This window comes from Micromonospora sp. NPDC049801, assembly GCF_040656575.1.
Classification (GTDB): domain Bacteria; phylum Actinomycetota; class Actinomycetes; order Mycobacteriales; family Micromonosporaceae; genus Micromonospora.
On the sequence record NZ_JBFAMS010000019.1, the window covers coordinates 1 to 23,016 of the forward strand.

Annotated in this window: 20 protein-coding genes; 9 read left to right on the forward strand and 11 right to left on the reverse strand. The window is 71.4% G+C overall.

Annotated features, from left to right (window positions below):
* Positions 1 to 94: 94 nt before the first annotated feature.
* Positions 95 to 796 (reverse strand): TetR/AcrR family transcriptional regulator, encoded by a 702-nt coding sequence (locus tag AB0I89_RS28295; RefSeq protein ID WP_357132986.1) that lies wholly within the window; start codon positions 794 to 796, stop codon positions 95 to 97.
* Between the two features lie 86 nt (positions 797 to 882).
* Between AB0I89_RS28295 and AB0I89_RS28300 the strand changes: the two genes are divergently transcribed.
* Positions 883 to 1,761: an aldo/keto reductase gene (locus AB0I89_RS28300; protein WP_357132988.1), complete on the forward strand. Its 879-nt coding sequence runs from the start codon at positions 883 to 885 to the stop codon at positions 1,759 to 1,761.
* A 272-nt stretch (positions 1,762 to 2,033) separates the two neighbouring features.
* Here the strand turns inward: AB0I89_RS28300 and AB0I89_RS28305 are convergent, their stop codons facing one another.
* From AB0I89_RS28305 to AB0I89_RS28315, 3 genes are all read right to left on the reverse strand, one after another.
* A complete protein-coding gene (locus AB0I89_RS28305) occupies positions 2,034 to 3,287 on the reverse strand; it encodes a DUF222 domain-containing protein (RefSeq protein ID WP_357132990.1) in 1,254 nt (417 codons plus the stop codon).
* 236 nt (positions 3,288 to 3,523) lie between these two features.
* Positions 3,524 to 4,741: a chitosanase gene (locus AB0I89_RS28310; RefSeq protein ID WP_357132992.1), complete on the reverse strand. Its 1,218-nt coding sequence runs from the start codon at positions 4,739 to 4,741 to the stop codon at positions 3,524 to 3,526.
* Positions 4,742 to 4,859: 118 nt separating this feature from the next.
* A complete protein-coding gene (locus AB0I89_RS28315; RefSeq protein WP_357132994.1) occupies positions 4,860 to 5,777 on the reverse strand; it encodes a LysR family transcriptional regulator in 918 nt (305 codons plus the stop codon).
* Between the two features lie 71 nt (positions 5,778 to 5,848).
* Between AB0I89_RS28315 and AB0I89_RS28320 the strand changes: the two genes are divergently transcribed.
* Together AB0I89_RS28320 and AB0I89_RS28325 are read left to right on the forward strand one after the other, a co-directional pair.
* A complete protein-coding gene (locus AB0I89_RS28320; RefSeq protein ID WP_357132996.1) occupies positions 5,849 to 6,727 on the forward strand; it encodes a dihydrodipicolinate synthase family protein in 879 nt (292 codons plus the stop codon).
* Positions 6,728 to 6,911: 184 nt separating this feature from the next.
* Entirely contained in the window at positions 6,912 to 7,526 is a 615-nt protein-coding gene (locus tag AB0I89_RS28325) for a hypothetical protein (protein WP_357132998.1), read from the forward strand.
* A gap of 14 nt (positions 7,527 to 7,540) precedes the next feature.
* On the opposite strand, the gene AB0I89_RS28330 is transcribed toward AB0I89_RS28325, so the two are convergent.
* A complete protein-coding gene (locus AB0I89_RS28330) occupies positions 7,541 to 9,166 on the reverse strand; it encodes a glycoside hydrolase family 43 protein (protein ID WP_357133000.1) in 1,626 nt (541 codons plus the stop codon).
* 253 nt (positions 9,167 to 9,419) lie between these two features.
* On the opposite strand from AB0I89_RS28330, the gene AB0I89_RS28335 reads away from it, so the two are divergent.
* Genes AB0I89_RS28335 through AB0I89_RS28350 form a run of 4 tightly spaced genes read left to right on the forward strand, consistent with a single transcriptional unit; the run spans position 9,420 to position 13,673 of the window.
* The gene (locus AB0I89_RS28335) at positions 9,420 to 10,715 is read left to right on the forward strand and encodes an extracellular solute-binding protein (RefSeq protein ID WP_357133002.1); all 1,296 of its coding nucleotides are present in this window, start codon (positions 9,420 to 9,422) and stop codon (positions 10,713 to 10,715) included.
* A 52-nt stretch (positions 10,716 to 10,767) separates the two neighbouring features.
* Positions 10,768 to 11,766: a sugar ABC transporter permease gene (locus AB0I89_RS28340; RefSeq protein ID WP_357133004.1), complete on the forward strand. Its 999-nt coding sequence runs from the start codon at positions 10,768 to 10,770 to the stop codon at positions 11,764 to 11,766.
* Positions 11,763 to 12,602, forward strand: a complete 840-nt coding sequence (locus AB0I89_RS28345; protein ID WP_357133006.1) for a carbohydrate ABC transporter permease — start codon at positions 11,763 to 11,765, stop codon at positions 12,600 to 12,602. The genes AB0I89_RS28340 and AB0I89_RS28345 overlap by 4 nt, the downstream gene beginning before the upstream one ends.
* 54 nt (positions 12,603 to 12,656) lie before the next feature.
* Positions 12,657 to 13,673, forward strand: coding sequence for a LacI family DNA-binding transcriptional regulator (locus AB0I89_RS28350; protein ID WP_357133008.1), 1,017 nt, complete (start codon positions 12,657 to 12,659; stop codon positions 13,671 to 13,673).
* A 44-nt stretch (positions 13,674 to 13,717) separates the two neighbouring features.
* Here AB0I89_RS28350 and AB0I89_RS28355 read toward each other — a convergent pair whose 3' ends face one another.
* From AB0I89_RS28355 to AB0I89_RS28370, 4 genes are read right to left on the reverse strand one after another with little or no spacing between them, the layout of a single operon-like run.
* Positions 13,718 to 14,323: a response regulator transcription factor gene (locus AB0I89_RS28355; RefSeq protein ID WP_357133009.1), complete on the reverse strand. Its 606-nt coding sequence runs from the start codon at positions 14,321 to 14,323 to the stop codon at positions 13,718 to 13,720.
* Positions 14,320 to 15,486 carry a sensor histidine kinase gene (locus AB0I89_RS28360; RefSeq protein WP_357133011.1) on the reverse strand — a complete coding sequence of 389 codons (1,167 nt, stop codon included), beginning with the start codon at positions 15,484 to 15,486 and terminating at the stop codon, positions 14,320 to 14,322. Before AB0I89_RS28360 ends, AB0I89_RS28355 begins: the two co-directional genes overlap by 4 nt.
* A complete protein-coding gene (locus tag AB0I89_RS28365; RefSeq protein ID WP_357133013.1) occupies positions 15,483 to 16,214 on the reverse strand; it encodes an ABC transporter permease in 732 nt (243 codons plus the stop codon). The genes AB0I89_RS28360 and AB0I89_RS28365 overlap by 4 nt, the downstream gene beginning before the upstream one ends.
* Position 16,215: 1 nt before the next feature.
* Positions 16,216 to 17,130 (reverse strand): ABC transporter ATP-binding protein, encoded by a 915-nt coding sequence (locus AB0I89_RS28370; protein WP_357133015.1) that lies wholly within the window; start codon positions 17,128 to 17,130, stop codon positions 16,216 to 16,218.
* 283 nt (positions 17,131 to 17,413) lie between these two features.
* Between AB0I89_RS28370 and AB0I89_RS28375 the strand changes: the two genes are divergently transcribed.
* Positions 17,414 to 18,214 carry an SAM-dependent methyltransferase gene (locus tag AB0I89_RS28375; RefSeq protein ID WP_357133018.1) on the forward strand — a complete coding sequence of 267 codons (801 nt, stop codon included), beginning with the start codon at positions 17,414 to 17,416 and terminating at the stop codon, positions 18,212 to 18,214.
* 53 nt (positions 18,215 to 18,267) lie between these two features.
* On the opposite strand, the gene AB0I89_RS28380 is transcribed toward AB0I89_RS28375, so the two are convergent.
* Positions 18,268 to 21,069, reverse strand: coding sequence for a M14 family zinc carboxypeptidase (locus AB0I89_RS28380; RefSeq protein WP_357133020.1), 2,802 nt, complete (start codon positions 21,067 to 21,069; stop codon positions 18,268 to 18,270).
* 168 nt (positions 21,070 to 21,237) lie between these two features.
* Between AB0I89_RS28380 and AB0I89_RS28385 the strand changes: the two genes are divergently transcribed.
* Positions 21,238 to 21,600 carry a hypothetical protein gene (locus AB0I89_RS28385; RefSeq protein WP_357133022.1) on the forward strand — a complete coding sequence of 121 codons (363 nt, stop codon included), beginning with the start codon at positions 21,238 to 21,240 and terminating at the stop codon, positions 21,598 to 21,600.
* Between the two features lie 90 nt (positions 21,601 to 21,690).
* Here the strand turns inward: AB0I89_RS28385 and AB0I89_RS28390 are convergent, their stop codons facing one another.
* On the reverse strand, positions 21,691 to 23,016 hold the full coding sequence (locus tag AB0I89_RS28390) for a glycoside hydrolase family 18 protein (protein WP_357133024.1): 1,326 nt from the start codon (positions 23,014 to 23,016) through the stop codon (positions 21,691 to 21,693).

Consider the following 23,016-nt stretch of genomic DNA (forward strand, 5'->3'; position numbering starts at 1 on the left):
GTCCGGATACAACACCGGTATCCGGACGCCACCGCGCCTTGCCGGATCGCCGCCCGGACTCCGCCTCGGCTCGACCGCCCTTATGAAACAGCCCCTAGTGGGCGAGATGCTGGAGCCAGTCCCGCAGGAGTGCGGTCTCGACGGGGCGGAGCGGGACGATGGCTGGATCCGCCCCGCCGAGGGTGGCATCGAGCGCGAGGGCGCGAGCGGCGAGGGTGGAGTCCGGGGCTGGGCTCGTGTCGGTGGTCAGGGCTTCGATGAGTGCTTCCCGCATGCGCGGTGAGACCTCCGGGTCGCGTTCGCCCTCGGGGATGCCGATCAGGGAGAGCGTGGTGCCGGTTACCGCTGCCAGCGTGAGGTGGGCGGCCAGGACGGGCGACACCCGTAGGCGGCCGTCGGAGGCGGCGCGGCCGAGGAACGTCATGAGGAGTTCCTGAGCCTCCCGCGCGGCAGGTGGGCGCCGGCCGGGGCGGTCGGTGCCGTACATCAGCAGGTAGAAGGCGGGGTGTTTCAGGCCGAAGTCGACATGCATGTCCCATCCGCGGCGCATGTCGTCGACCGGGTTGCCGCTCGACGACAAGGTGTGCTTCTGCGCCAGGTACAGGTCGAAGCCGTGGATGGCCAGCGCCGAAAGGAGCCCGTCCTTGTCGCCGAAGAGCTGGTACAAGGAGGCGGCACGGATGCCTGCCGCCGCTGCGACGGCGCGGGTGGAGAGCGCCTGGGCGCCCTCGCGTTCCAGAAGCTCGGCTGCGACTTCCAGGATCTGCCGGCGACTGCGGGTCTTCGCGTCATCCACGGTTGCAATGCTACGGCATAAGGCGTATCACTGGTTCGGTCAGCGATACGGGAGATACCGTATCAGTGATACGGCGGGAGAGGTCGATGAATCGTGTGGGATACGGCGCCATGCAGCTTGCGGGCCCTAATGTCTGGGGGTTCCCGGACGACCCGGAGGCGGCACGGCGGCTGTTGCGCCTGGCTGTCGAGCTGGGCGTGACCTTCTTCGACACCGCGAACGCCTACGGGCCACGAACGGTGAACCAGCTGATCGGGCAGGCGCTGGGACCGATCCCCGAGGGCGTGATCGTGGGCAACAAGGTCGGCGCAGAGCGCGGCCCGGACAAGTCCTGGGTCGTCGACGGTCGCCCGGAGACGGTCCGGCGGCAGGTTCACGAGTCCCTTGCCGACCTGGGAACGGACGCGAGCGAGCTGACCTACCTCCGACTCGTCGGCGACACCCCCGGCGCGCACCAGGACGTACCGCTGGAGGAGTCGCTCGGCGCACTCGTCCAGCTGCGAGACCAGGGGCTGATCCGCCGCATCGGCCTGTCCGGCGCGTCCCCGCAGATGCTGGCCCGCGCCCAGCAGATGACCCCCATCGCGGCGGTGCAGAACCGCTTCAACCTGCTTGACCGCAGCGGCGTCCAGGTCCTCGCCGACTGCGAGACCCAGGGCATCCTCTTCATCCCCTACTTCCCGCTGGCCGCCGGACGGCTCAGCGGCCACCAGGAGCTGACCGGCCCGGCAGAGCGCCTGGGTGCCACACCGGCCCAGATCGCACTGGCCTGGCTGCTGCGCCGTTCGCCCTCCATCGTCGTCATCCCCGGCACGAGCAGCACCGACCACCTGCGGTCCAACATCGCAGCCTCCGAAGTTGCCGAACAATTGACCGACACCGAGGTCGCGCGCCTGACCGGACTCGTCGACGAGTCGCAAGCGGTCCTCGGCCAGCCCACGCCCCCCGTTCCTGGCCACCGCTGAGAGGGCCCCGGGGATGTCGCTGTCGGCCTCGGCCGCATCTGACAAATGATCTTCGGGGCTCTGAGACGGCGCCCATTTCGCCTGTCGACGACCAAGGTCCACCTGGCCGTCGACGGCCGCGCGGCGGGACCAGCAGGCCAACCGGCTCCGCCAGGGCTCCCGCGCGGGGCAGCCCGCTCGCCTTCGACGCACGGGCGGACCAGCAGGCGACGTCGTGGAACGCTGCTCTGGCGCTCCGCCAACCAGCAAAGCGATCATCATCAGACACGGGTCTAGTTGCGTCGGTGGTAGCGGTTGCGGCGGGGTAGCTGGTCGGGGTCCAGCCAGGCTGGCGGAACGAACATCGGTCGGCCGTCGCTGCCGAGCCGGACCGTCCATTCTCCCTTGTGTACGTGGCGATGGTGGTGGCCGCAGAGCAGGACGGCGTTGGTGAGACAGGTGTCGCCGCCATCGGCCCAGTGACGGACGTGGTGGGCGTCGCACCAGCGCGGTGGCCGGTCGCAGCCGGGGAAGGCGCAGCCACGGTCGCGAAGCACGAGGGCGCGCCGCAGGGGACCGGTGATGAGGCGGCGTTGCCGGCCGACATCGAGTGGTTGGCCATTGCCGCCCAGAACGGCGGGGAGGATGGCGGCGTCGCAGGCGAGCCGACGTACCGTCTGCGGGGTCAGGGAGAGCCCGGTGTCGAGCGTGCCGGCGCCGAGCTGCTGACTCAGGGCGTCGTAGCCGGTGGTGACGACGATCTGGGCGGGCTCACCGCCGTTCGCAGGTAGGTCGCCCGTGCGGAGGGCGAGTCGGCAGACGTCCGCGAGGGCGTCGTGGCGGCGTTGGCCCGGCGTACGGGTGTCGTCTGGGCCGCTGGGACCGCTGAGCGGGTCGATGGCGGCGCGGAGCAGTCCGGCGGTCTCGACGTCGAGGGTGCCGGCGAGTCTCAGCCGACCGTCGGTCTGCTCGGAAACGGTCAGGTGCCGATCGCGGTCGGCGCGGCGGGCGTCGGCCTCCAGCGCGGCCTTCGCGGCGGCCTCGGCGACGTCGGGGGCGACGTGGTCGAGGATGCGCGTGCTCAACCTGCGCAGCAGGGTCGGGTCGAACTGCCCGGCCCATTCGATGAGGACGCCGACGGCCTTGTCGGCGGCTGTCGAGCCGGCGCTGTCGTGCACCGTGGTGACGGTGTCGGTGATGACGCGGGCCTGCTCGGCGGTGATGTTCCCGTCGGCCAACGCCTGCCGGACTCCGCCGTTGTGGCCGTTGTCGAGGGCGGCGGCGAGGTCGACGAGCCGTCGGGCCGCCGGAATCGTGAGGCGTAGGCGTTCGCGGAGCCAGACGGCGGTGCCGGACGCGCCGTGGGCGCGGGCGATGCCCCGACCGTCCAGCTCGCGAACGAGGGTCAGTTGGAGCGCGGCGAGCCGTTGCGCGAGGCGGTGCGCGGCGTCGAGCGCGGCGACGAGTTCGTGCTCGGCGAGGCTCCAGGCGGACGCGTCGAGGCAGGCGGCGACCGCCGCGTCTGCCTGCGTCAGCTCCTCGACCATGACCTGACATTAGAACAGGTGTACGACAGTTTCAGTAATCATGATCGATTGGATGTCCGGACGGTGCCGATCGGCGGCGGCTGGCGAGACGGACGGCTCGCTGGAGCGACCACCAGCGCAGGACCTTGGCGCGGGTTGAAATCGGCGGCCCGGACGATGATCGCGCCGCCACCCGTGCCCCTTCGAGGCGTGGGTGACGGCGCGATCGTCATCGCAGACGGTGTGCGATCGACAGGTCAGTTGATGCGGAACTGCTGGCCGTAGACGGCGAAGGTCAACGGCGTGTTCAGGTTGAAGTTGCCGTTGTTGAGGAACACCCGCTGGGCGGTGTCCACGCGGGAGGTGTCCGAGTGGGCCTCCTCCTTCTTCATCTCGATGACCCGCTCATCAAGGAACGCGTTGAGCCAGGTCCGCTCGTCGCCGCCCTGCGCCGGGGGCTTCGCGCGGGTGAGGGCGCGGCTGCGGATCTGACGCATGCCCTCGTACCCGTGCATGACCGCCGCGTCGTAGTAGGCGAACTGGCCGAGTGCGCGTACCCCGTCGTTCTTGCCGTCGCGGACCGACGGGTTGAAGTAGACCCGGTCCCGCTCGGCCTCCTGCGCGGCCCGGAACACGGAGTCGTTGGCGGCGGTGCGCCAGTCGCGGGTGAAGTTCGGGTCGAGGCCCGAGTGCGACGCGGTGCCGTTGACGGCGCGCAGCGCCGGCAGGTAGCCGGCGAGCACGTTGCCGGGCTTGGTGTTCGTGTACGCCTGGACGAGTTCGAGCATGTCGCCGGTGCCGGAGCAGAAGCCGATGATGCCGGCGGTGTAGCCGCGACCGTCGCCGATGTCCTCGATGTAGGAGAACTGGGCGCGCCAGTCGAGCGAGGAGTTCTCCGCCGCCGAGACGAGCTGCATGGCGACGTCCTTCTTCGCCGGGTCGTCCAGGTTGGTGCCGGTGGAGCCGCTGGCGGTCGGCGTGGGGGTGGGGGTGCCGCCGCCGGGCAGGGTCCACTGCTGGTTGGTGGTGCCGCCGCAGGTCCAGATCTGTAGCCGGGCGCCGTTCGCGGTGCTCCGGTCGGTCACGTCGAGGCACTTGCCGGAGGCGGTGTTGACGAGGGCGCCACCGCTGCCGGCGGTCCACTTCTGGGCGCCGGTGTTGTTGCAGTCGTACAGCTGGATCTTGGCGCCGTTGGTGGTCGACGCGGCGGTGACGTCGAGGCACTTGCCGAGCGCGCGGATCGAGCTGTCGCTGTTGCCCACCGTCCAGGTCTGGGCCGCGCTGCCGTTGCAGTCGTAGAGCTGCACCGCTGTGCCGTTGGCCGAGTTCGCGCCGGCCACGTCGACGCACTTGCCGGCCAGGCCGGTGATCGGGCCGGCGGTCGCGGCGCTGGCCGACGGCAGGCCGTAGCCGACCGCCGCGACGCCGATCAGCAGGGTGCCCACGGCGTAGGCGGCTGTTCTCTTACGCACCATGGTGTTCCTCGGGGGAAAGGGGCGGCAGGCCGCCGACCGGTCGGGTGCCCGGCGTGGGGGAGGGCGCCGGGGCACCCCGAATATCAGGAAACTGTATTAACAGATAGCAGTACGTCGATCAACTGTCAATCGGAACTCCGCTGGGCAGGGCGGTGGTGGCTCTGTGTAGCGCGGAGACGCACGCCAGCACCGCGGGGTGCTCACCCGCACCCCTGCGGTAGGCGACTCTCGTGCGACGGCGCAGGGCCAGCGGGAGGAGGCGAACCTGCGCGGAGGGCCGCGTGATGGCGAGCTGTGGCACGAGCCCGACCCCCTCACCCGCCGCGACCAGGGCGAGCATGGCGGTGAAGTCGTCGACGTGGTGCCGTACCGCCGGGGCGAAGCCCGCCAGCTGACAGACGTGCAGCGCGACCGAGTGGCAGAGCGTCCCGGGCGTGCCGACGATCCACTGCGCGTCGCGCGCCTCGCCGACCGGACCGGCGCCGCCGCCGTCCGGCACGACCCCAGGGGGTACGGCGAGGTAGACGGTCTCCTCCAGCAGCGCGATGGAGTCCAGCGCCGGATCGGGCGCGACCGGCGCGATGTCGTAGTCGTGCAGCAGCGCGACGTCGAGCTGCCGGCCCCGCAGGGCGGCCGGCACGTCGACCGGGTCCAACTCGGTGATCATCAGGTCGAGCGCCGGATGGTCGCGGGCCAGGGTGACCAGCGCCGCCGGGAGCAGGGTGCGGACGGCGCTGGGAAAGGCGCCGATGCGTACGCTCCCGCGCAGTCCCGTCCGGGCGGCCGCGAGGGTCGCGTCGGCGGCTTCCAGCGCGGCCAGGATGACCTCGCTGTGCCGTACGAGCGCGGTCGCCGTCGGCGTGAGGGTGACCCGGCGGCCGGTGCGCTCCAGCAGCCGGGTGCCGGCCTCCCGTTGCAGAGCGGCCAGTTGCTGCGACACGGCGGACGGCGTGTAGGCGTGTGCCCGCGCGACCGAGGCGATGGTGCCGAGACGGGCCAGGTCCCGCAGCAGAACGAGGCGACGGACGTCAAGCATCAGCTCAGCTTAGGTATTGCGTGAGTAATCGGAACTGGACCTACCTGGTTCGGTCCGTCGAGAGTGAAGGCATGACCCTGACCGGCCTGTACGTGCCCCTGATCACCCCGTTCGACAGGTCCGGAGCCGTCGCCGTCGACGCGCTGACCACCCTGGCCTTCGACGCGCTCGACGCCGGCGCGGCCGGCGTGGTCGCGTTGGGCACGACGGGCGAGCCGGCCGCCCTCAGCGACGAGGAGCAGAGCGTGGTCCTCGACGTCCTGGCCGCGGTGTGCCGGGAACGCGGCGCGCGCCTGCTCGTCGGCGCCAACAGCGTCGCGGCGGTACGCGCCCTCAGGGAGCGGCCCGAGGTGACGGCGGCCCTGAGCCTGGTACCCCCGTTCCTGCGGCCGGGCGCTGCCGGAGTGCTCGCCCACTTCGCCCACCTCGCCGAGGAAAGCCCGGTGCCGCTGGTCGTCTACCACGTCCCGTACCGGACCGGGCAGCAACTCGACGCCGACGATCTCCGCCGGCTCGCCGAGGTGCCGGGCGTCGTCGGCGTCAAGTACGCCACGGGTGGGATCGACGCGGACGCGATCGACCTCCTCGCCGACCTTCCGCCCGGCTTCGCCGTACTCGGTGGTGAAGATCCGCTCCTCTCGCCGCTGCTGGCCCTCGGCGCGCACGGTGCCATCGCGGCCTCGGCCCAGGTCGCGGCGGCCGAGTTCGTCCGGTTGGTCACCCACTGGCAGGCGGGTGACGTCGTCCGTGGGCGGTCGCTCGGTCATCGACTCGCGGGCCTGTCGGCCGCGCTGTTCGCCGGACCCAACCCGACCGTCATCAAGGCGGTGCTGCACGCGCGGGGACGCATTCCGACCCCGGCGGTCCGACTGCCGCTGCTGCCCGCCGACCAGGACACCGCCCGGCGGGCGCTGCGTCGCCTGGACGGCTTGGCAAGCGATCCGGCGTGACCGGTCCGGCCAGGCCGTGAGACCGCGATGCGACACGTCGGAGACGAAGATCATTTGTTCATCCGGCCGTTGCGCGGCCGTGCGCGTCGGTCGCTATCGTCAGCCCGCGCGCGGGCCCCGAGGGTGCCTGCGAGCGCACCGACCCGGGTTCGTCAGCAGCGCCACCGACCGCGAGGAGCGTTCCATGGCAGTCGATCTCCGCCGTACCCTGCCCTGGTGGGCCGCCGCGACCGCCGTGCTCGCCGTCGCGGCGCTGTCGGCCTGCGGCAGCGCCGACGGCGCCGAGCCGGCCGCCGCGCCCACCACCGGCGGCGCGGTCGCGCCGACGGCGAGCGCGCCGCCCGCGCCGGCCCGCGGAAAGCTGCGCGGGTACGGCACGGTGCAGCAGCTCACCGAGGCCGCCGACCTGGTGGTACGCGGCCAGGTCACGTCCGCCGGCTTCCGGGTGGACGAGGTGCTGCGGGCCAGGACCGATTCCGGGGTACGCCCCGGAGCGTCGATCACGCTCGCCAGCCTCGACGCCGGGGTGGCCGACATGGCCCACATGTCGACCCTCGACGTGGGTCAGCACGTGGTCCTCTACCTGTCCCAGGACGCGGGGACCGCGACGCCGACGTACCGGACGCTCAGCGGCGACTTCGGCATCTTCGACGTCACCGGGTCCGGCGACGACGCCGTCGCGGCCACCCGCTCGCCGGCCATGGCCGTCACCGGCCTGCGCACCGAGGACGCGACGGCGTCGGGCAACGGCTTGCGCACCACCCTCGGCGAGTTGCGCGCGGTCGCCCAACGGCCGTGAGGCGCCTCGCCAGGTCAGTGCTCCCGGTAGGTGGCGTGGTCGAAGTCGGCGTACACCCCGTCACCGCCGAGATCCTGCACCCACAACCCGACGAAGGCGCCGGTGAAGCCCCACGCCGCCGGCTCCCCGTCGATGATCAACGCGGCGTGCTCGTCGGACAGGATGGTCGCGTCCAGGTCGACGGGCAGACGCTGCCACCCGGCCCCGAGGTCGTAGTCGAAGCGGACCACCGGCCCGTCGAACACCGCCCGCAGACCGACCCGGGTGACACCACTGGCGTCGACGGTCAGCTCCGGGTACGGGGTGCGCCGGCCGTTGTCGGAGCTGAGCAGCTCCAACACCGTACGGCCGTCGTCGGCACGGGTCAGGTAGAGGTGGTGCCAGTTCAGGGTGTTGTAGTACGCGGTGATCCCGGCGAGCTGCCGGTGGTCGATCGGGTCGAACTCGACGACCGTCTCCAGCGAGCAGTGCGTCGCCCCGACCCGTCGCGCGACCAGGCTCGGCGCCTGGCGACCCACCGGCGACTGTCCACCGTGCACGCGCAGGTGCGAGGGACGGGAGCGCAGGTCGACCCAGTCCGGGGTGGCCGGCCGGCGCAGCGTCGACCAGCAGGATTCCAGCTCGGCGGCGTCGAAGCCGTCGGTGGCGGGCTCCTCGGGCCACGGGTGCGGAGACAGGTCCGGAGCGACGACCTCCTCGGCCGGGACCCCTCCGGGGATGCGGGGCCAGCCACCGTCCGGCCACTCGACCCGCTGGATCGCGGTCTCCCGCCCGAGCACACAGTTGCCCAGGGGTGAGTAGGGGCGACCGACCAGGTGGGCCAGGTACCACCCACCGTCGGGGGTCTGGACCAGACTGCCGTGCCCGGCCTTCTGCAGGCGCAGGTCGGGGCGGCCCACCGAGGTGAGCAGCGGCCCATCCGGGTCCACCTCGTACGGGCCGAACAACTCCCGCGAGCGCGCCACGGTGACCTGGTGCTCCCAGCTCGTGCCGCCCTCGGCGGTGATCAGCCAGTACCAGCCGTCGTGGCGGTACAGGTGCGGCCCCTCGGTCACCCCGACCGGCGTGCCGGTGAACAGGATGCGGGGTCGGCCGACGAGACGCCGCGCCGCCCGGTCGTACTGCTGGATCTCGATGCCGCCGAAGCGGTCCCGGCCCGGACGCCAGTCCGCGCTCATGCTCAGCAGCCAGCTGGTGCCGTCGTCGTCGTGGAACAGGGCGGCGTCGAAGCCACGCCCGTGCAGCTTCACCGGGTCGGACCAGGGCCCGGCGATGTCGGGCGCGGTGATCAGGAAGTTCTGCGGATCCCAGTAACCGCTGGCGAAGCTGGCCACGTCACTGTAGACGAGGTGGAACTGCCCGTCGTGGTACGTCAGGTCGGGCGCCCACACCCCGTTGGAGTCGCCGCAGCCGCGCAGATCCAGCAGGCGGCGGTCGGTGATGATCCCACCCAGTGGGCGCCAGTTCACGAGGTCGCGCGAGTGGTGCACGCGTACCCCGGGATACCACTCGAAGGTCGAGGTGGCCAGGTAGAAGTCATCGCCGACGCGCAGGATCGACGGATCCGGGTGGAACCCGGCGAGGACGGGGTTGCGGATCGACCAGGCAGCGGTCGCCACGTCAGCGGTGTCGGTCGACACGGGGGCTCCTCTGTGCGGTGCGGCTGTGAAACTTCCGGAAACTTGCGGGACCAGATCACTGGAAGCCCCTCGTACGGTAGCCGGTCTTATCGCGATAGGACAGGGGTCTTGACCGCTGGGGGAACTGCTCGTAGCGTCCCGGCCATCGATCGGTAATACCGACGAAGCAATGAAAGTTCCGGAGATCCAGGTTCGAACCCTTGCCGGCTCGGCCGGCGTCCGAGCACACCGTGAGTCCCCGAAGGGATGGATCATGACAGCGCACCTTTCCCGCCGATCGCTGCTCGGCATCGCCGGCGCCGGCGCCGGCGCCTACCTGCTCAGCGCCTGTAGCGGCGACGACAAGTCCAGCGACCCGAACGCGGCGCAGACGATCAACTGGTGGCACATCCAGAACACCGAGCCGATGCTGCCGGTCTGGGCCGCGATGGCGAACGAGTACAAGACCGCGCACAGCAACGTCACGTTCACCATCCAGCCGCTGGAGAACGAGGCGTTCAAGGCCAAGCTCACCACCGCCACGCAGGCCGGCGACCCGCCGGACCTCTTCCAGTCGTGGGGCGGCGGCGTGCTCAAGCAGCAGGTCGACGCGGGTCTGGTCAAGGACCTCACCGACGACGTGAAGGACCTGGTCAGCGGCATCCTGCCGGCCGCCATGGGGCCGTACACGATCGACGGGAAGATCTACGGCATCCCGTTCGACATCGGCATGGTCGGGTTCTGGTACAACAAGGACCTCTTCACCCGCGCCGGCATCACCGAGCCCCCCACCACCTGGACCGCCCTGCTCGACGCGGTCCGCAAGCTCAAGACCGCCGGCATCACCCCGGTCGCCATCGCCGGCAAGGACAAGTGGCCAGCCCACTTCTACTGGTCGTACCTGGCGATGCGCATCGGCGGCGTCGGCGCGCTGCAGAAGGCCGTCGACGACAAGAACTTCGACACCCCCGACCTGACCGCCGCGGGTGAGCGGCTCAAGGAGCTCGTCGACCTGCAACCCTTCCAGAAGGGCTTCCTCGGCGCCGAGTACGGCTCCCCGGACGGGCAGGCCGCCACCATGGGCAACGGCGGCGCGGCCATGGAGCTGATGGGTCAGTGGGCGCCGGCGGTACAGGCATCCAGCTCAACCAGCAAGAAGGGCATCGGCGACAAGCTCGGCTTCTTCCCGTTCCCCGCCGTCGACGGCGGCAAGGGCACCGCCACCGAGGTCTTCGGCGGCGGCAACGGCTTCGCCGTCGGCAAGGACGCCCCGCCCGCCACGATCGACTTCCTGAAGTTCCTGCTCAGCGTCGACAACCAGCGCCGGTCCGCGAAGACCGGCGCGGTTCTGCCCACGGTCAAGGACGCCACCGACGCCATCAGCGACCCGAACAACAAGGTCGTCGCGGAGACGCTGGCCAAGAACACCGGCTTCCAGCTCTACCTCGACCAGGCGTACGCGCCCGCGCTCGGGCAGCAGATCAACGACAGCGTCGCCGAGATCATCGCGGGCAAGAAGGCGCCCGCCGCGATCCTCAAGGACATCACGCAGGTGGCGAAGACCGTCTGATCGTGACCCCGTACCCATCCGTAGCCGGCGATAGAAACCGAGTGGAGCAGGCATGACCAGGCCATCGACCGTGTCGTACCCAGGACGCGGCGACACGGCGACAGATCCGCCGGCACCGGGGCCGGGCACCGCGCGACGGCGCGGCCGCCAGCCCCGGCCGGGGCGGGGTGGCGTCCTTGCCGTCTTCCTGACGCCCGCCCTGACCCTGTTCCTGCTGCTGGTCATCACGCCCATCCTGGTGGCCGCCTACGCCAGTCTCTACAAGTGGAACGGCTTCGGGCTGCCGGAGAACTTCATCGGGCTGGACAACTACACCCGCGCCTTCGGTGACCCGACCTTCCGCGGCGACCTGTGGCGCGGCCTCGTGCTGGTGCTGCTGTCGCTGACCGTGCAGCTGCCCGCCGCGCTGGCCCTGGCGATGCTGCTCAACCAGCCGCTGCGCGGCCGAGCCGCCTACCGGCTGATCTTCTTCGCGCCGTACGTGCTCTCCGAGGTCACCACGGCGGTCCTGTTCACCCTGGTGTTCTCGCCCAACCGGGGTCTGGGCGAGTCGGTCTCGAAGTTCCTCGGCGCGGAGGCGGGCGCGGTCTTCGCCGACCCGTCCACCGTGCTGTACGCCGTCTTCCTGGTGGTGTCCTGGAAGTACTTCGGCCTCTACATGATGCTCTTCCTGGCGGCCCGACAGGGCATCCCGAAGGAGCTGTCCGAGGCCGCGGTCACCGACGGCGCCACCGCCTGGCAGGCCTTCCGCCACGTCACTCTGCCGCTGCTCGGGCCGACGATCCGGATCAGCATCTTCCTGTCGGTCATCGGCACCATCCAATTGTTCGACATGGTCTGGGTGCTCACCGGCGGCGGTCCGATCCACTCCTCGGAGACCATGGCCGTCACCATGTACCAGTTCGGTTTCCGTCGGTTCGAGGTCGGCTACGCCAGCGCGATCAGCATGATCATGTTCCTGCTGAGCCTCGTCTTCGCCCTGTTCTACCAGCGCGTCGTCCTGCGTCGGGACACCGCGGGCGCGATCACCAACCAGGGAGGCCAGCGATGACCGCCAAGACCAGTGGCGCCCAGCGGACCCGCAGCATCGTGCTGCACCTCGTCTGCATCGGCGTCGGCGCGCTCATCGTCGTGCCGGTCTGGTTCGGTGTGATCGGTGGTTTCAAGGACAACGGCCAGCTGTCGACCAACCCGCTGGGCCTGCCCGACCCCTGGGTGCCGTCGAACTACACCGATCTGTTCGCCTCCGGCGTGTTCTGGCGGCAGCTCGGCAACAGCCTGCTCATCGCCATCAGCAGCACGTTCATCGTGGTCGCCGCGGCGGCGATGGCCGCGTTCGTCTTCGCCCGGTACGCCTTCCGGGGCCGCGAGTTCCTGGTGACCCTGTTCGCGATCGGCCTGATGTTCCCGTTCGCGGTGGCGATCCTGCCGCTGTTCGTCCTGCTGCGCTCCATCGGCCTGCTGGACAACCCGCTCGGCGTCATCCTTCCCCAGGCCGCCTTCGGGCTGCCGATCACCATCATCATCCTGCGTCAGTTCTTCCGGACCATCCCCGCCGAGGTGGAGGAGGCCGCCGTCCTCGACGGCTGTAGCTCCTTCGGGTTCTTCTGGCGGGTCCTGCTGCCGATGGCCCGCCCCGCGTTGGCCACCGTCTCGGTCCTGGCCGTCGTCACCAGCTGGAACAACTTCATGCTCCCGCTGGTCGTCTTCAGCGATCAGAGCTGGTGGACCCTGCCCGTCGGGGTCCAGGCGTTCCAGGGGCAGTACGCCGACGACACCGCCCGGGTGCTCGCCTACGTCGTGCTGTCCATGCTTCCCGCGCTGGGCTTCTACGCCGTGGCCGAACGTCAACTGATCGGCGGCCTCACCGGCAGCGTCAAGGGGTGACGACACCGGATCACCGACCGACCTGAAACGCCCCGCCACACGAAGGAGCGGACCGTGGGCTCCGACAACGGCCGAAACGTCACCATCGCGATGATCGCGCGACTGGCCGGTGTCTCCGTGCCCACGGTCTCGCGGGTCATCAACGGTCGCACCGACGTCGCTCCCGATACCCGGGAGCGCGTCGAGGCCCTGCTCAACCAGCACGGCTACCGCCGACGCACCCAGGCCAGGCGCACCGAGGCCGCGCTGATCGACCTGGTCTTCAACGACCTGGACAGCCCGTGGGCGGTGGAGATCATCCGCGGGGTGGAGGACGTCGCCCGCGCCAGCGGCGTCGGCACCGTCGTCTCCGCCATCCACTGGCGCATCTCCTCGGCCAAGCAGTGGCTCGACAACATGCGTACCCGATCCACCGAGGGCGTCATCTTCGTGACCTCGATGGTGAACCCACCACTTCAGGCGGAGCTGCGCCGGCTGCACCTTCCCGTGGTCATCATCGACCCCGCTGGCGTCGACCCGCAGGAGTCACCCACCATCGGCGCGACCAACTGGGCGGGCAGCCTGAGCGCCAACCAGTATCTGATCGGCCTCGGTCACCGCCGTATCGGCTTCATCGCCGGGCCGCCGCACCTGATGTGCAGCCGAGCCCGGATGGACGGCTACCGCGCGGCTCTGGGGGCCGCCGGCATCGCCGTCGACGACGCCCTCATCCGGCCCGGCAACTTCTACCACGAGTCCGGCTTCACCTCGGGTACGCAGCTCCTGGCCCTGCCCGACCCACCCACCGCCATCTTCGCCTCCAGCGATCAGATGGCCCTCGGCGTCTACGAGGCGGTCCGCAAACGTGGCCTGCGGGTGCCCGACGACATCAGCGTGATCGGCTTCGACGACCTGCCCGAGGTCCGCTGGTGCTCCCCACCGTTGACCACCGTCCGCCAACCCCTCGCGGAGATGGGCATGCTGGCGGCCCGGACGGTACTGCGGCTCGCCGGAGGCGAGAAGACCGAGAGCCCGCGCATCGAACTCGCCACCGAACTCGTCGTGCGCGACAGCGCCCGCCCACCGCGCTGACCCCGGCCGGTCCGTGCGGAGCGGACCGCGCGGGCCGTGCCGCCTCAGAGCCAGCCGTTGGCGCGCGCGGTGCGGGCCGCCTCGATGCGGTTGCGGGTGGCGGTCTTGCCGATGGCCGCGGACAGGTAGTTGCGCACGGTGCTCTCGGACAGGTGCAGCGCGGCGGCCATGTCGGCGACCGTGGCGCCGTCCACGGCGGCGACCAGCACCTCGCGCTCCCGGTCGGTGAGCGGGTTCGGGCCGGCCGCGAGGGCGGCGGCGGCCAGCGTCGGGTCGATCACCCGCTCGCCGGCCAGCACCCGTCGGACGGCCACCGCCAGCTCCTGCACCGGCCCGTCCTTGACCAGGAAGCCATGGGCGCCGGCCTCCATGGCCCGGCGCAGGTAGCCGGGGCGGCCGAAGGTGGTCAGGATCAGCACCCGGCAGGACGGTAACTGGTCGCGCAGCGCGGCGGCCGTGTCGAGGCCACTGCCGTCGGGCATCTCGATGTCCAGCAGCGCCACGTCGGGGCGTACCCGAAGAGCCTCGCGCGTGGCCTGCGCCCCGGTCGCGGCCTCGGCCACGACGTCGATGTCGGGTTCGAGGTTCAACAGCAGGGCCAGCGCGCCGCGCATCATGCCCTGGTCCTCGGCGAGCAGGAGCCGGATCACGACGCCCACCGTCCGGTGGGGGCGTGGGGGAGTCGGGCGGTGAGCAGCAGGCCGCCGTCGCGCGCCGGGCCGACGTGCAGCGTCCCGCCGGCCTGCGCCAACCGTTCGGTGAGGCCACGCAGGCCGTTGCCGTACCGCGGCCGGCCACCCACCCCGTCGTCGCGAATGGTCAGCACCGCCTCGTCGGTGTCGGCGGTGACCTCGATGTCGCACCGCGACGCCCGGCTGTGCCGCACGACGTTCGTCACCCCTTCCCGCAGCACCCAACCGAACGCGTCGTCGGCCTCCACCCCGAGCTGCCGGTCACCGCCCCTGACGCTGACGGTGATCCCGACGTCGCCCAGGACCGTACGGACGCCGTCGAGTTCCCGGGCGAAGCTGCGTTCCCGGTAGCCGGTGACCGCCTCGCGCACCTCGGCGAGCGCCGTACGACCGATCCGCTCGATGTCCGTCGCCTCGGCGACGACCCGCCGCGGATCGGTCGGGGCGAGCCGGCGCACCACCTCCGCCTTGACCACCACCAGCGACAGCGTATGGCCCAGCAGGTCGTGCAGGTCCCGCGCGAAACGCAGCCGCTCCTGCTCCACCGCCGTGCGGGCCAGCTCCCGTTGGGTACGCCGCAGCTCCTCCACCAGCCGGGCCGTGCGGGCGAACGCCAACGTCAGCGTGCCCCCGAGCACGGTGATCAGCGCCATCTGGGCGGTCTCGGTGGCCGGCAGCCGATGCGCCGCACCGATGAGCACGATGGCGGCGACCGATCCGCCGACCCACCCGAACCCCCAGGCCGGACGCACGAAGGCGACCGCGCCGGCCGTGGCGACGTACAGGAACAGGACCAGCCAGCCCTCCGGCCCGCCGGCGTACGCGGCGGCAAGCCCGACCGCGAGCAGCGCGAACACCACGAGCCCGCCGTGGTGCACGGCCGGTCGGACGGTCAGGTCGGCCACGGGTACGGCCACCAGGGCCAGGTAGAACAGCGCGAAGACGACCAGCCCCACCGCCGCCGGCAGGGCGGGGCGCACCTGCCCGTGTGCGATCGCGGCGGCGGGCGTCAGCAGCAGCCAGAGCCAGAGAGTGTGCGCGGCGACGAGCACGAACCCTTGCCGCCTCCGGCGGGGAGCAGCCGTACCGGACGACATGGTGGACACCGTATCGGGGGTCACCGGTGAATGGTGGACCGCCGGTACGCCCACGCCGCCAGGGCCGTGAACGCCACCGTCCACCCGGCGAGCACGGCGAGTCCCGACGGGGTGGGCGTCAGCCCGGCGGCCGAGCGCCAGCCGAGTTCCGCGAACCGGTACGTCGGCAGGGCGTGTGCCAGCTGACGCAGCACGGCGGGGAAGTAGGCGACGGGCACCAGCAGGCCGCCCAGCACCGACAGGCCGAGGAAGGCGAGGAAGTTGACCGGCTGGGCGAGCTGCGGGCTGAGGCCGTACCCGATGGCGAGCCCGAGCAGCGCGAACGGCACCGTGCCGACCCACATCAGCAGCAGCAGCGCGACCCACCGCGCGGCCCCCAGCTCGACGTGGTGCGCGAGGCGTCCGGCGCAGCCGACGGCGACCACCGACGGCACCCCGCTGAGCGTGCAGACGAGGGCCTTCGCGGTCACCGCCCGCCAGGCGGGCAGCGGGGTGACGCGGAGCTGGCGCAGCCAGCCCGACGCCCGCTCCTGCGAGACCGCGGACCCGACCGAGAGCACGCCCGCCACCGCGCCGTAGCCGGCCAGGCCGACCATGAGGGCCACCGCCGCGTCGACGCCCTCCACCCGGTCGCCGTCCGGACCAACCCCGGAGAAGATGAGGTACGTGACCACCGGCGCGAGGACGGTGAACAGCAGCAGCCGTGGGTCGCGGGCCAGTCGGCGCAGTTCGAATCGCAGGTACGCGCGCATGTCAGTGCTCCGTCGGTGTCGCGGTGCGGGTCGTCGGTGTCGCGGTGAGGGCGAGGAAGGCGGCGTCCAGGGCGGCGGTGGTGACCTCCAGGCCCTGGAAGCCACGCGTGCCGGCCAGGGCGAGGACGGTGGCGTCGGCGTCGTCGGTGGTGAGCGCGACCCGGCCGCCCCGGACCTGCACCGACCGGACCCCGGGAAGCGCGTCGAGGCCGTCGACCGGACCGCCGTCGAGGTCGAAGGAGACGGTACGGCCGCCGGCCAGCGCGCGGATCTGGGCGGGCGGCCCGTCGGCCACGACCCGCCCCGCGGCGAGTACCACGACCCGGTCGGCGAACTCGTCCGCCTCGTGCAGGTGGTGGGTGCTGAACAGGACGGTGTGCCCGTCGGCGGTGTACCGGTCGATGGCCGCCCAGAACGCCTGCCGGGCGGCGACGTCCAGCGCGGCGGTGGGTTCGTCGAGGACCAGCAGGTCCGGGTCGCCGGCCAGCGCGAACGCGAACCGGGCGCGCTGCGCCTCGCCGCCGGAGAGTTTGTCGAGGCGGCGGCCGGCACGCTCGGTCAGCCCGGCCAGCGCCAGCACCTGGTCGGTGGCCATCGTTCGCGGGTAGAGCGCCCGAGCCAGGTCGACGACCTCGCGGACGGTCGCGCTGGACGCCCAGCCGGCGTCCTGGAGCATCGCGCCCACCTGTCCCGCCCGGACCGCCTCGGCCGGCGGCCGACCGAACACGGTGGCGGTGCCGCTGTCCGGTCGGTCCAGACCCAGCATGATCGAGATCGTGGTGGACTTGCCGGCGCCGTTGGGCCCGAGCAGGGCGACCGTGCTGCCCCGCGCGATGGTCAGGTCGAGCCCGTCGACAGCTCGGACGGGACCGAACCGCCGGGTGAGGCCGTCGAGGCGTACGGCTGTGTCATCCATGCCTGTCACGCTATTCAGGCGCGCGGGGCGCGGGCAGAGTCACCGGTACGCGGTCGGCCAGGACATTTGTCCCGGGCGCGAACCGGTGCGTGCTCACCGGGCCAGCCGGGCCTGGGCGACTGACGTTCGACACGAGCGGCCGAGGCCACCTGTCGGTGAGCCTGATGCCGGTGAGTCATCTAGATGACTCACCGGCATCAAGCTCATCAGGGTACGGCCGGGGAGCCGGCCAACCATTGTGGACGCTATGCTGCGGGCTCCGCGGGGGGAGAGGTGGTCGACCATGACGCAGTCGGAGCCCGGAGTGAACCTCCAGACCGACAGACCGAACGCGGCGCGCATGTTCGACTACTACCTCGGCGGCAAGGACAACTTCGCCGCCGACCGGGCCGCCGCCGAGATGGTGTTGCAGGTCGCGCCGTGGATGCCCGAGGCGGCTCGGCAGGGCCGCGACCTGATCGCCCGTACGGTCCGCCACCTCGTCGAGGAGAAGGGCGTGCGGCAGATCCTGGATCTCGGTTCGGGGCTGCCGACCCGGGACAACGTGCACGAGATCGCCCACCGCATCGACCCGGCCGTACGCGTCGTCTACGTCGACAACGACCCCGTGGTCTGCGCCCACGGGCGTGCCCTGCTCGCCGACGCGGCGACGGTGTCGGTGGTGCAGGCCGACCTGGGTCGACCCGCCGAGGTGCTCGGCCACCCGGAGGTCGCCGCCGCCATCGACTTCGACAGCCCGGTCGCGGTCCTCATGATGTTCGTGCTGCACCTCGTGCCCGACGAGCAGGCCCCGCAGCGCATCGTGGCGGCCTACCGCGACGCGCTCGCCCCCGGCAGCTACCTCGCGCTGTCCCACGCCAGCACCGACGTGCACCCCGACCTGATGGCCCGCATCTCGGCGATCTACGCCCGCGCGAACACCCCGTTCGTGCCCCGCAGCCACGTCGACGTCAGCGGGTTCTTCGGCGACTTCGTCCTCGAGCCGCCCGGCCTGGTCAACATGTGGCCGTACCCCGAGCCACCGGCCACCGTCGACGCGGACGTCGCCCGCACCGGCTACAGCGGCGTGGCCCGCAAACCGTAAGCGCCCGCCCCGACATCAGCCGGGGCGGGCGCTTGGCCGGTGCCGCGAACCGGTCAGGCGACCACCGACCGCAGTGGCACTCCGGCGGCGCGCAGCGCGCGTACCAGATCGTTCGTGAAGGGGTGTTCGTCGGCCTGGAGGCCCTGCGGGTTGGGGATCACGACGTACGCCGAGGTGTCCTTCGCGGTCGTGCGCGCGTCGGTGGTGAAGCGTTCGACGACGGCCCGCGCGCGGGGCAGGTCGGCCGCCGCGACCTCGATGGTGATCGGCCGCCAGCCGCCGCCCAGGTCCGCCGCGACCGGCGCGGCGGCGGCGCTGGCGCGCGCCGCGTCCCCGCCCGGCGTGCGTCGGGCGTCGGGCGCGCCCGGCGGGTAGAGCAGCGCGTTCGCCACCAGGTGCAGACCATTTTCGTTGTACGCCCGAAAGAGCGGGTTGAACGCGAACAGCACCGCCCGACCGGCGCCGGTGGGTTCGTCGACAACGGCGGCCGTGCCCTTGAGGATGTCCGCGCCGACGGTGTAGCCGTTGGCCCAGAACGTGTCTCCGCTCGGGTAGCTGAGCACGTTCGTCCCGGTGCTGCTCGGGGTGAGGATCGGGTCGCTGTTGTTGAACTCGAAGTCCTCGGCGGGACGGCCCAGGGCGACCGGGTTGTCGGTGTCGACGTCGACCCGCAGGTGTGAGCCGATCACCAGGTAGTCGACCGGTCTGGTCTTCTCCGTGGTGGAGGTGAGGCCGGCGGCGCGGGCCAGCCGGGTGCCCTCGTTGCGCAGCCCGAGGTAGGTGTGGCCCTGGGCGATCCAGTCGCGCAGGTTGGCCTGGCCGGCGGCGGTCAGACCGCCGGTGGGGCTGCTGCCGTCGGGGACCAGCAGCACGGTACGTCCGGTGAACGCCTCGGTGTTGTCGTTGATGTCGGCCGTGGTAACCGGCTTCAGGTCGAGTCCCCACCGCTTGCCGAGCACGTAGCGGGCCTCGCCGTGCGAGCCGGACGTGGTGGAGACGCCGGTGCCCTGGAACAGCCCGACGTCGGGCAGGGCGAGTGGGGTGCCGGTGGGGCGTCCGCCCGGTGCGAGGGTGACCCCGGCGGCCTTCGCCAGGTCGTCGACCGTACGGCTCACCCTGCTCGCCGGGACGGCGACGGTGTTGGTCGCCAGGTCACGGGTCAGCGGCATGCCCCGGCCGAGCAGGGTGAAGGTGAGTTCGGCGGCGGCGGCGGAGTCCAGCGGGTACGTGTAGGAGCCCCACGGCCACGCCAGCCCGCTCCGGCCGCCGGTGATGCCCCGCACCAACTGGGCCTTCGGCCGGACGTTGTCGCCCGTGTAGATGGTGGAGACACCCATCAGCAGCGGGTTGCTCCAGGACGACACGTCGTAGAAGTACGGGAACGGGACGTACGGGTCCTCGCCCATGATGGCCTGGATCCAGTGCTTCTGCGGCTGGTCCATGGGGATCCAGTACGCGCCCTTGGGCACCGTGACGTTTGTGGCGCTGCGGCCCCCGAAGACGCGGGCGGTGGGCACCCGGGTGGGCTTCTGCACCTCGTACACCTCGACGTCCATTCGGCGCAGCCGCTCGACGAGCCGGCGGACGTCGGCGAGCTGCCGGTCGGGCAACAGGAAGTACGAGCGGATCGTCACGTCGGGCACCGGGAACTGGACCTCGTTGGTGGGCTGCACCACCTCGTTCGGTTCGAGGGTGCCCGCCCGGCCCTGGGCCAGCGCGTCGGTCCAGATGTCGAAGTAGCCGTCCAACACCGCACGCTTGTTGGCGGCGGCCCAGCCGAGCGTCGACCACTGGGTGTGGAACTGCTGCTGCACCCGGTCGGCGACGGCCGAGGCGCTGCCCTTCTCGTACGTCATGCCGGCCGCCCCGAAACCGGTGGTCGGCACGGTGTCGCCGTAGCCCATGAAGAACATGTCGTACGTGTCGTAGTTGAAGTAGCACTCGGTGGTGACGGTGTCGTCGCAGGCGCCGTTGTAACCGAAGCCGGCCTTGTTGGCCTCGCCGATCCGGTTGATCCAGTCCACGGCCTCACCGGCGATCTCGTGGTGGATCGGGTCGGCGTTGGGCGGGAAGAAGTACTGCCGGCCGCCCATCTCGTGCGCGTCCACGTACACCTGCGGCGGATAGCGGCGCAGCAGTTCGAGCTTGCCGTCGGTCTCCTGCTGGGTGCGGGAGAACCAGTCCCGGTTCAGGTCGAAGCCGAACTCGTTCTGCCGCCGGGTCGCGTCGCGGCCGTCCGGGTTCTGCGTCGGCACGATGACGGTGACCAGGTTGTCGTTGCGCCGGGCGACCTCGCAGGACAGGCCGGCGGCCAGCTCGTACAGGGTCTTGAGGGCCGCGTCGGTGCCGCTCTTCTCGCCGCCGTGCACGTTCGCGGTGATCCAGACGATGGCCGGGCTGTCCTTCGCCGTACGGGCGGCCGTCCGCGCGCTCGTCCGGCGGGGATCACGCAGGTCGCGTACGTCGTCGGCGATCTTGCGCAGCGCGGACGGGCGCACGTTGCGCTCGTTGGACACCACCGCGTACGGCAGGGGCTGCCCGAGGACGCTGGCCGCCAGCACTCCGGTGACGACCCGCTCGGAGGCGCGGTCGACGGCCCCCAGGTAGGTACGGACCTCGTCGTTGGTCACGACCCGTTCCTGGCCCAGGCCGAGGGGGAAGCCGAGCGTCGCCTCCGGGGTCGGGACGGTACCCAGCCGGGCGGTCGGGTCGCTGCTGCACGTCGACGGTGGGGCGGCGCTCGCCGGTGCGGTGCCGCCGAGCAGGGGAGTCGTGCCGAGCAGGAGCGTGATCGCGGCGGCACCCGCCAACCGCCTCGGAGGGACCGTCCAGAACGGACGCGACGATGGGGCCATGTCTCGGGTTCCCTTCTTGGGGGAAAGCCTCGCAGTGGCCGGAGCCTATGGACGGGCCGACACGACGGTCAAGGCCTGATCGACTTCGGTGAGTGCGTGGGATGCCGGGTCGGGGACCGGCTGGCAGGATGGTGGTGTGACTCAGCGTCGTCCTGGAGGAGGCAGAACGTGCCGGAGACGATCACCATCGCGGTTCGTCCGGATCGTCCGTCTGTCGATGTCCAGCGCTCGCTCGCGTCCTGGCTGCGCGCCGACGACCGGCTGCGCGACGGGGTGACCACGACACCGCCGACCGATGAGACGTCAACGGACGGCACGGACGTGCTGCGGGTGGCGATCGGCAACGCCGGCACGGTCATGGTGCTGGTCCAGGCGGTCGCCAGTTGGTTGACCCACCGCCGCGAGGACGTGACGGTGCACCTCGTTCTACCCGGCGGATCGTCGGCCGAGTTGGACGTCCGCCGGGCGCGGGACATGGACCAGGTGACGGCGCTCATCGAGGCCGCGGTGCGCGCGGTGGCGCCGGAGTAGGGCCGACCCCCTGATCACTTGATGCGGAGCAGTTCGGGAACCGGTGCTGGAAACTGCTGGTCATCAAGTGATCAAGGGAGCCGCGCGGGGTTACCGGGTGGTTAGGCCGAGGCCGATCGTTTTGGTGAGGGTGGCGTTGTCGTCGTCGCCGTCGAGCGACCAGACCATCGCCCCGCCCAGGCCGGCCCGTCGGATGTAGAGCGTCTTCTGCAACACGACGGCCGGGTCGTCGTACGTCCAGAGGGTCGTACCGTCGAACAGCCAGGCGTGCCCGGCGCGCAGGTCGCGGTGCACGGTGTAGCCGTTTCCGGCCAGGTTCTTGAGGTTCTTGTAGTCCTCGTAGCCGGCCTCGAAGGCGGCCGGCGCGGGCCCGGCGGCCGGCTGGAACAGGCCGTTGCCGCCGCCGGTGACGCCGGTCCAGCCGCGACCGTAGTAGGGGATGCCGAGGACCAGCTTGTGCCGTGGCGCGCCCCGGGCGATCCACCCGTCGACGGCCACCTCGACGGAGAAGTCCGGGTTGTCGGGCGAGCCCGCGGGCACGCGCAGCGCCGACTGCTGGTTGGTGCGGGCCTCCCAGCCGCCGTGGAAGTCGTACCCCTGCACGGTGGCGAAGTCCAGGTACGTGAAGATCTTGCGGCCCTCGTAGCCGGCGTCCATCGTGGCCGGGTTGGCCGGCAGGAAGGCCGTCAGCGGGTGGTGCGAGCGGGTGGTGCGACCGTACGCGTCGAGCTGCCGGCGGAACTCGGCGAGCAGCTTGGTGAAGTTCTCCCGGTCCTCGGGGCGGATGACGTTGCCGGGCTCACCGTCCCAGTTGGGCCACTCCCAGTCGAGGTCGACGCCGTCGAAGACGCCCGCCCCGGCGCCCGGCGCGCCCGGGAGGTTGCCCTTGAGGTACAGGTCGATGCAGGAGGCGACGAACGCCTTGCGGGAGGCGTCCGTGCGGGCGGCGTTGGAGAAGTACGTCGACCAGCTCCACCCGCCCAGCGAGATCAGCACCTTGAGCTGGGGGTGCTTGGCCTTCAGTTTGGCGAGCTGGTGGAAGTTGCCGTTGAGCGCCTGGCCGGGGGCGTCGGCGACGCCGTCGACACTCTCCTCGGCGGGCACCGGCCGCTGGTAGTCGGCCCAGGCGTCGCCCTCGCCCGGCCCGCCGTCCAGATAGCAGCGGCCGTCCTCGCTGATGTTGCCGAAGGCGTAGTTGACGTGGGTGAGGCGGCTCGCCGCCCCGGACGTGTCGAGCTTCTTGACCGGGAAGGCCCGGCCGTAGATGCCCCACTGGGTGAAGTAGCCGACGCGGTGGTAGCCGGGCTGGCGGTCGGGCTTGGCGGTGGCGCTCGCGGCGGCGGGCGGGGCGGCGGTGATCAGCAGGGTCGCCAGGGCGACGACGGCGGTGAGGCGGCGGTGGCGCAATGGACGCAT

Excerpts from the sequence above, each read along its gene's own strand:
- AB0I89_RS28300 (WP_357132988.1), top strand. The coding sequence starts at position 883 with ATGAATCGTGTGGGATACGGCGCCATGCAGCTTGCGGGCCCTAATGTC.
- AB0I89_RS28305 (WP_357132990.1), bottom strand. The coding sequence starts at position 3,287 with ATGGTCGAGGAGCTGACGCAGGCAGACGCGGCGGTCGCCGCCTGCCTC.
- AB0I89_RS28310 (WP_357132992.1), bottom strand. The coding sequence starts at position 4,741 with ATGGTGCGTAAGAGAACAGCCGCCTACGCCGTGGGCACCCTGCTGATC.
- AB0I89_RS28315 (WP_357132994.1), bottom strand. The coding sequence starts at position 5,777 with ATGCTTGACGTCCGTCGCCTCGTTCTGCTGCGGGACCTGGCCCGTCTC.
- AB0I89_RS28320 (WP_357132996.1), top strand. The coding sequence starts at position 5,849 with ATGACCCTGACCGGCCTGTACGTGCCCCTGATCACCCCGTTCGACAGG.
- AB0I89_RS28325 (WP_357132998.1), top strand. The coding sequence starts at position 6,912 with ATGGCAGTCGATCTCCGCCGTACCCTGCCCTGGTGGGCCGCCGCGACC.
- AB0I89_RS28335 (WP_357133002.1), top strand. The coding sequence starts at position 9,420 with ATGACAGCGCACCTTTCCCGCCGATCGCTGCTCGGCATCGCCGGCGCC.
- AB0I89_RS28340 (WP_357133004.1), top strand. The coding sequence starts at position 10,768 with ATGACCAGGCCATCGACCGTGTCGTACCCAGGACGCGGCGACACGGCG.
- AB0I89_RS28345 (WP_357133006.1), top strand. The coding sequence starts at position 11,763 with ATGACCGCCAAGACCAGTGGCGCCCAGCGGACCCGCAGCATCGTGCTG.
- AB0I89_RS28365 (WP_357133013.1), bottom strand. The coding sequence starts at position 16,214 with ATGCGCGCGTACCTGCGATTCGAACTGCGCCGACTGGCCCGCGACCCA.
- AB0I89_RS28370 (WP_357133015.1), bottom strand. The coding sequence starts at position 17,130 with ATGGATGACACAGCCGTACGCCTCGACGGCCTCACCCGGCGGTTCGGT.
- AB0I89_RS28375 (WP_357133018.1), top strand. The coding sequence starts at position 17,414 with ATGACGCAGTCGGAGCCCGGAGTGAACCTCCAGACCGACAGACCGAAC.
- AB0I89_RS28380 (WP_357133020.1), bottom strand. The coding sequence starts at position 21,069 with ATGGCCCCATCGTCGCGTCCGTTCTGGACGGTCCCTCCGAGGCGGTTG.
- AB0I89_RS28390 (WP_357133024.1), bottom strand. The coding sequence starts at position 23,016 with ATGCGTCCATTGCGCCACCGCCGCCTCACCGCCGTCGTCGCCCTGGCG.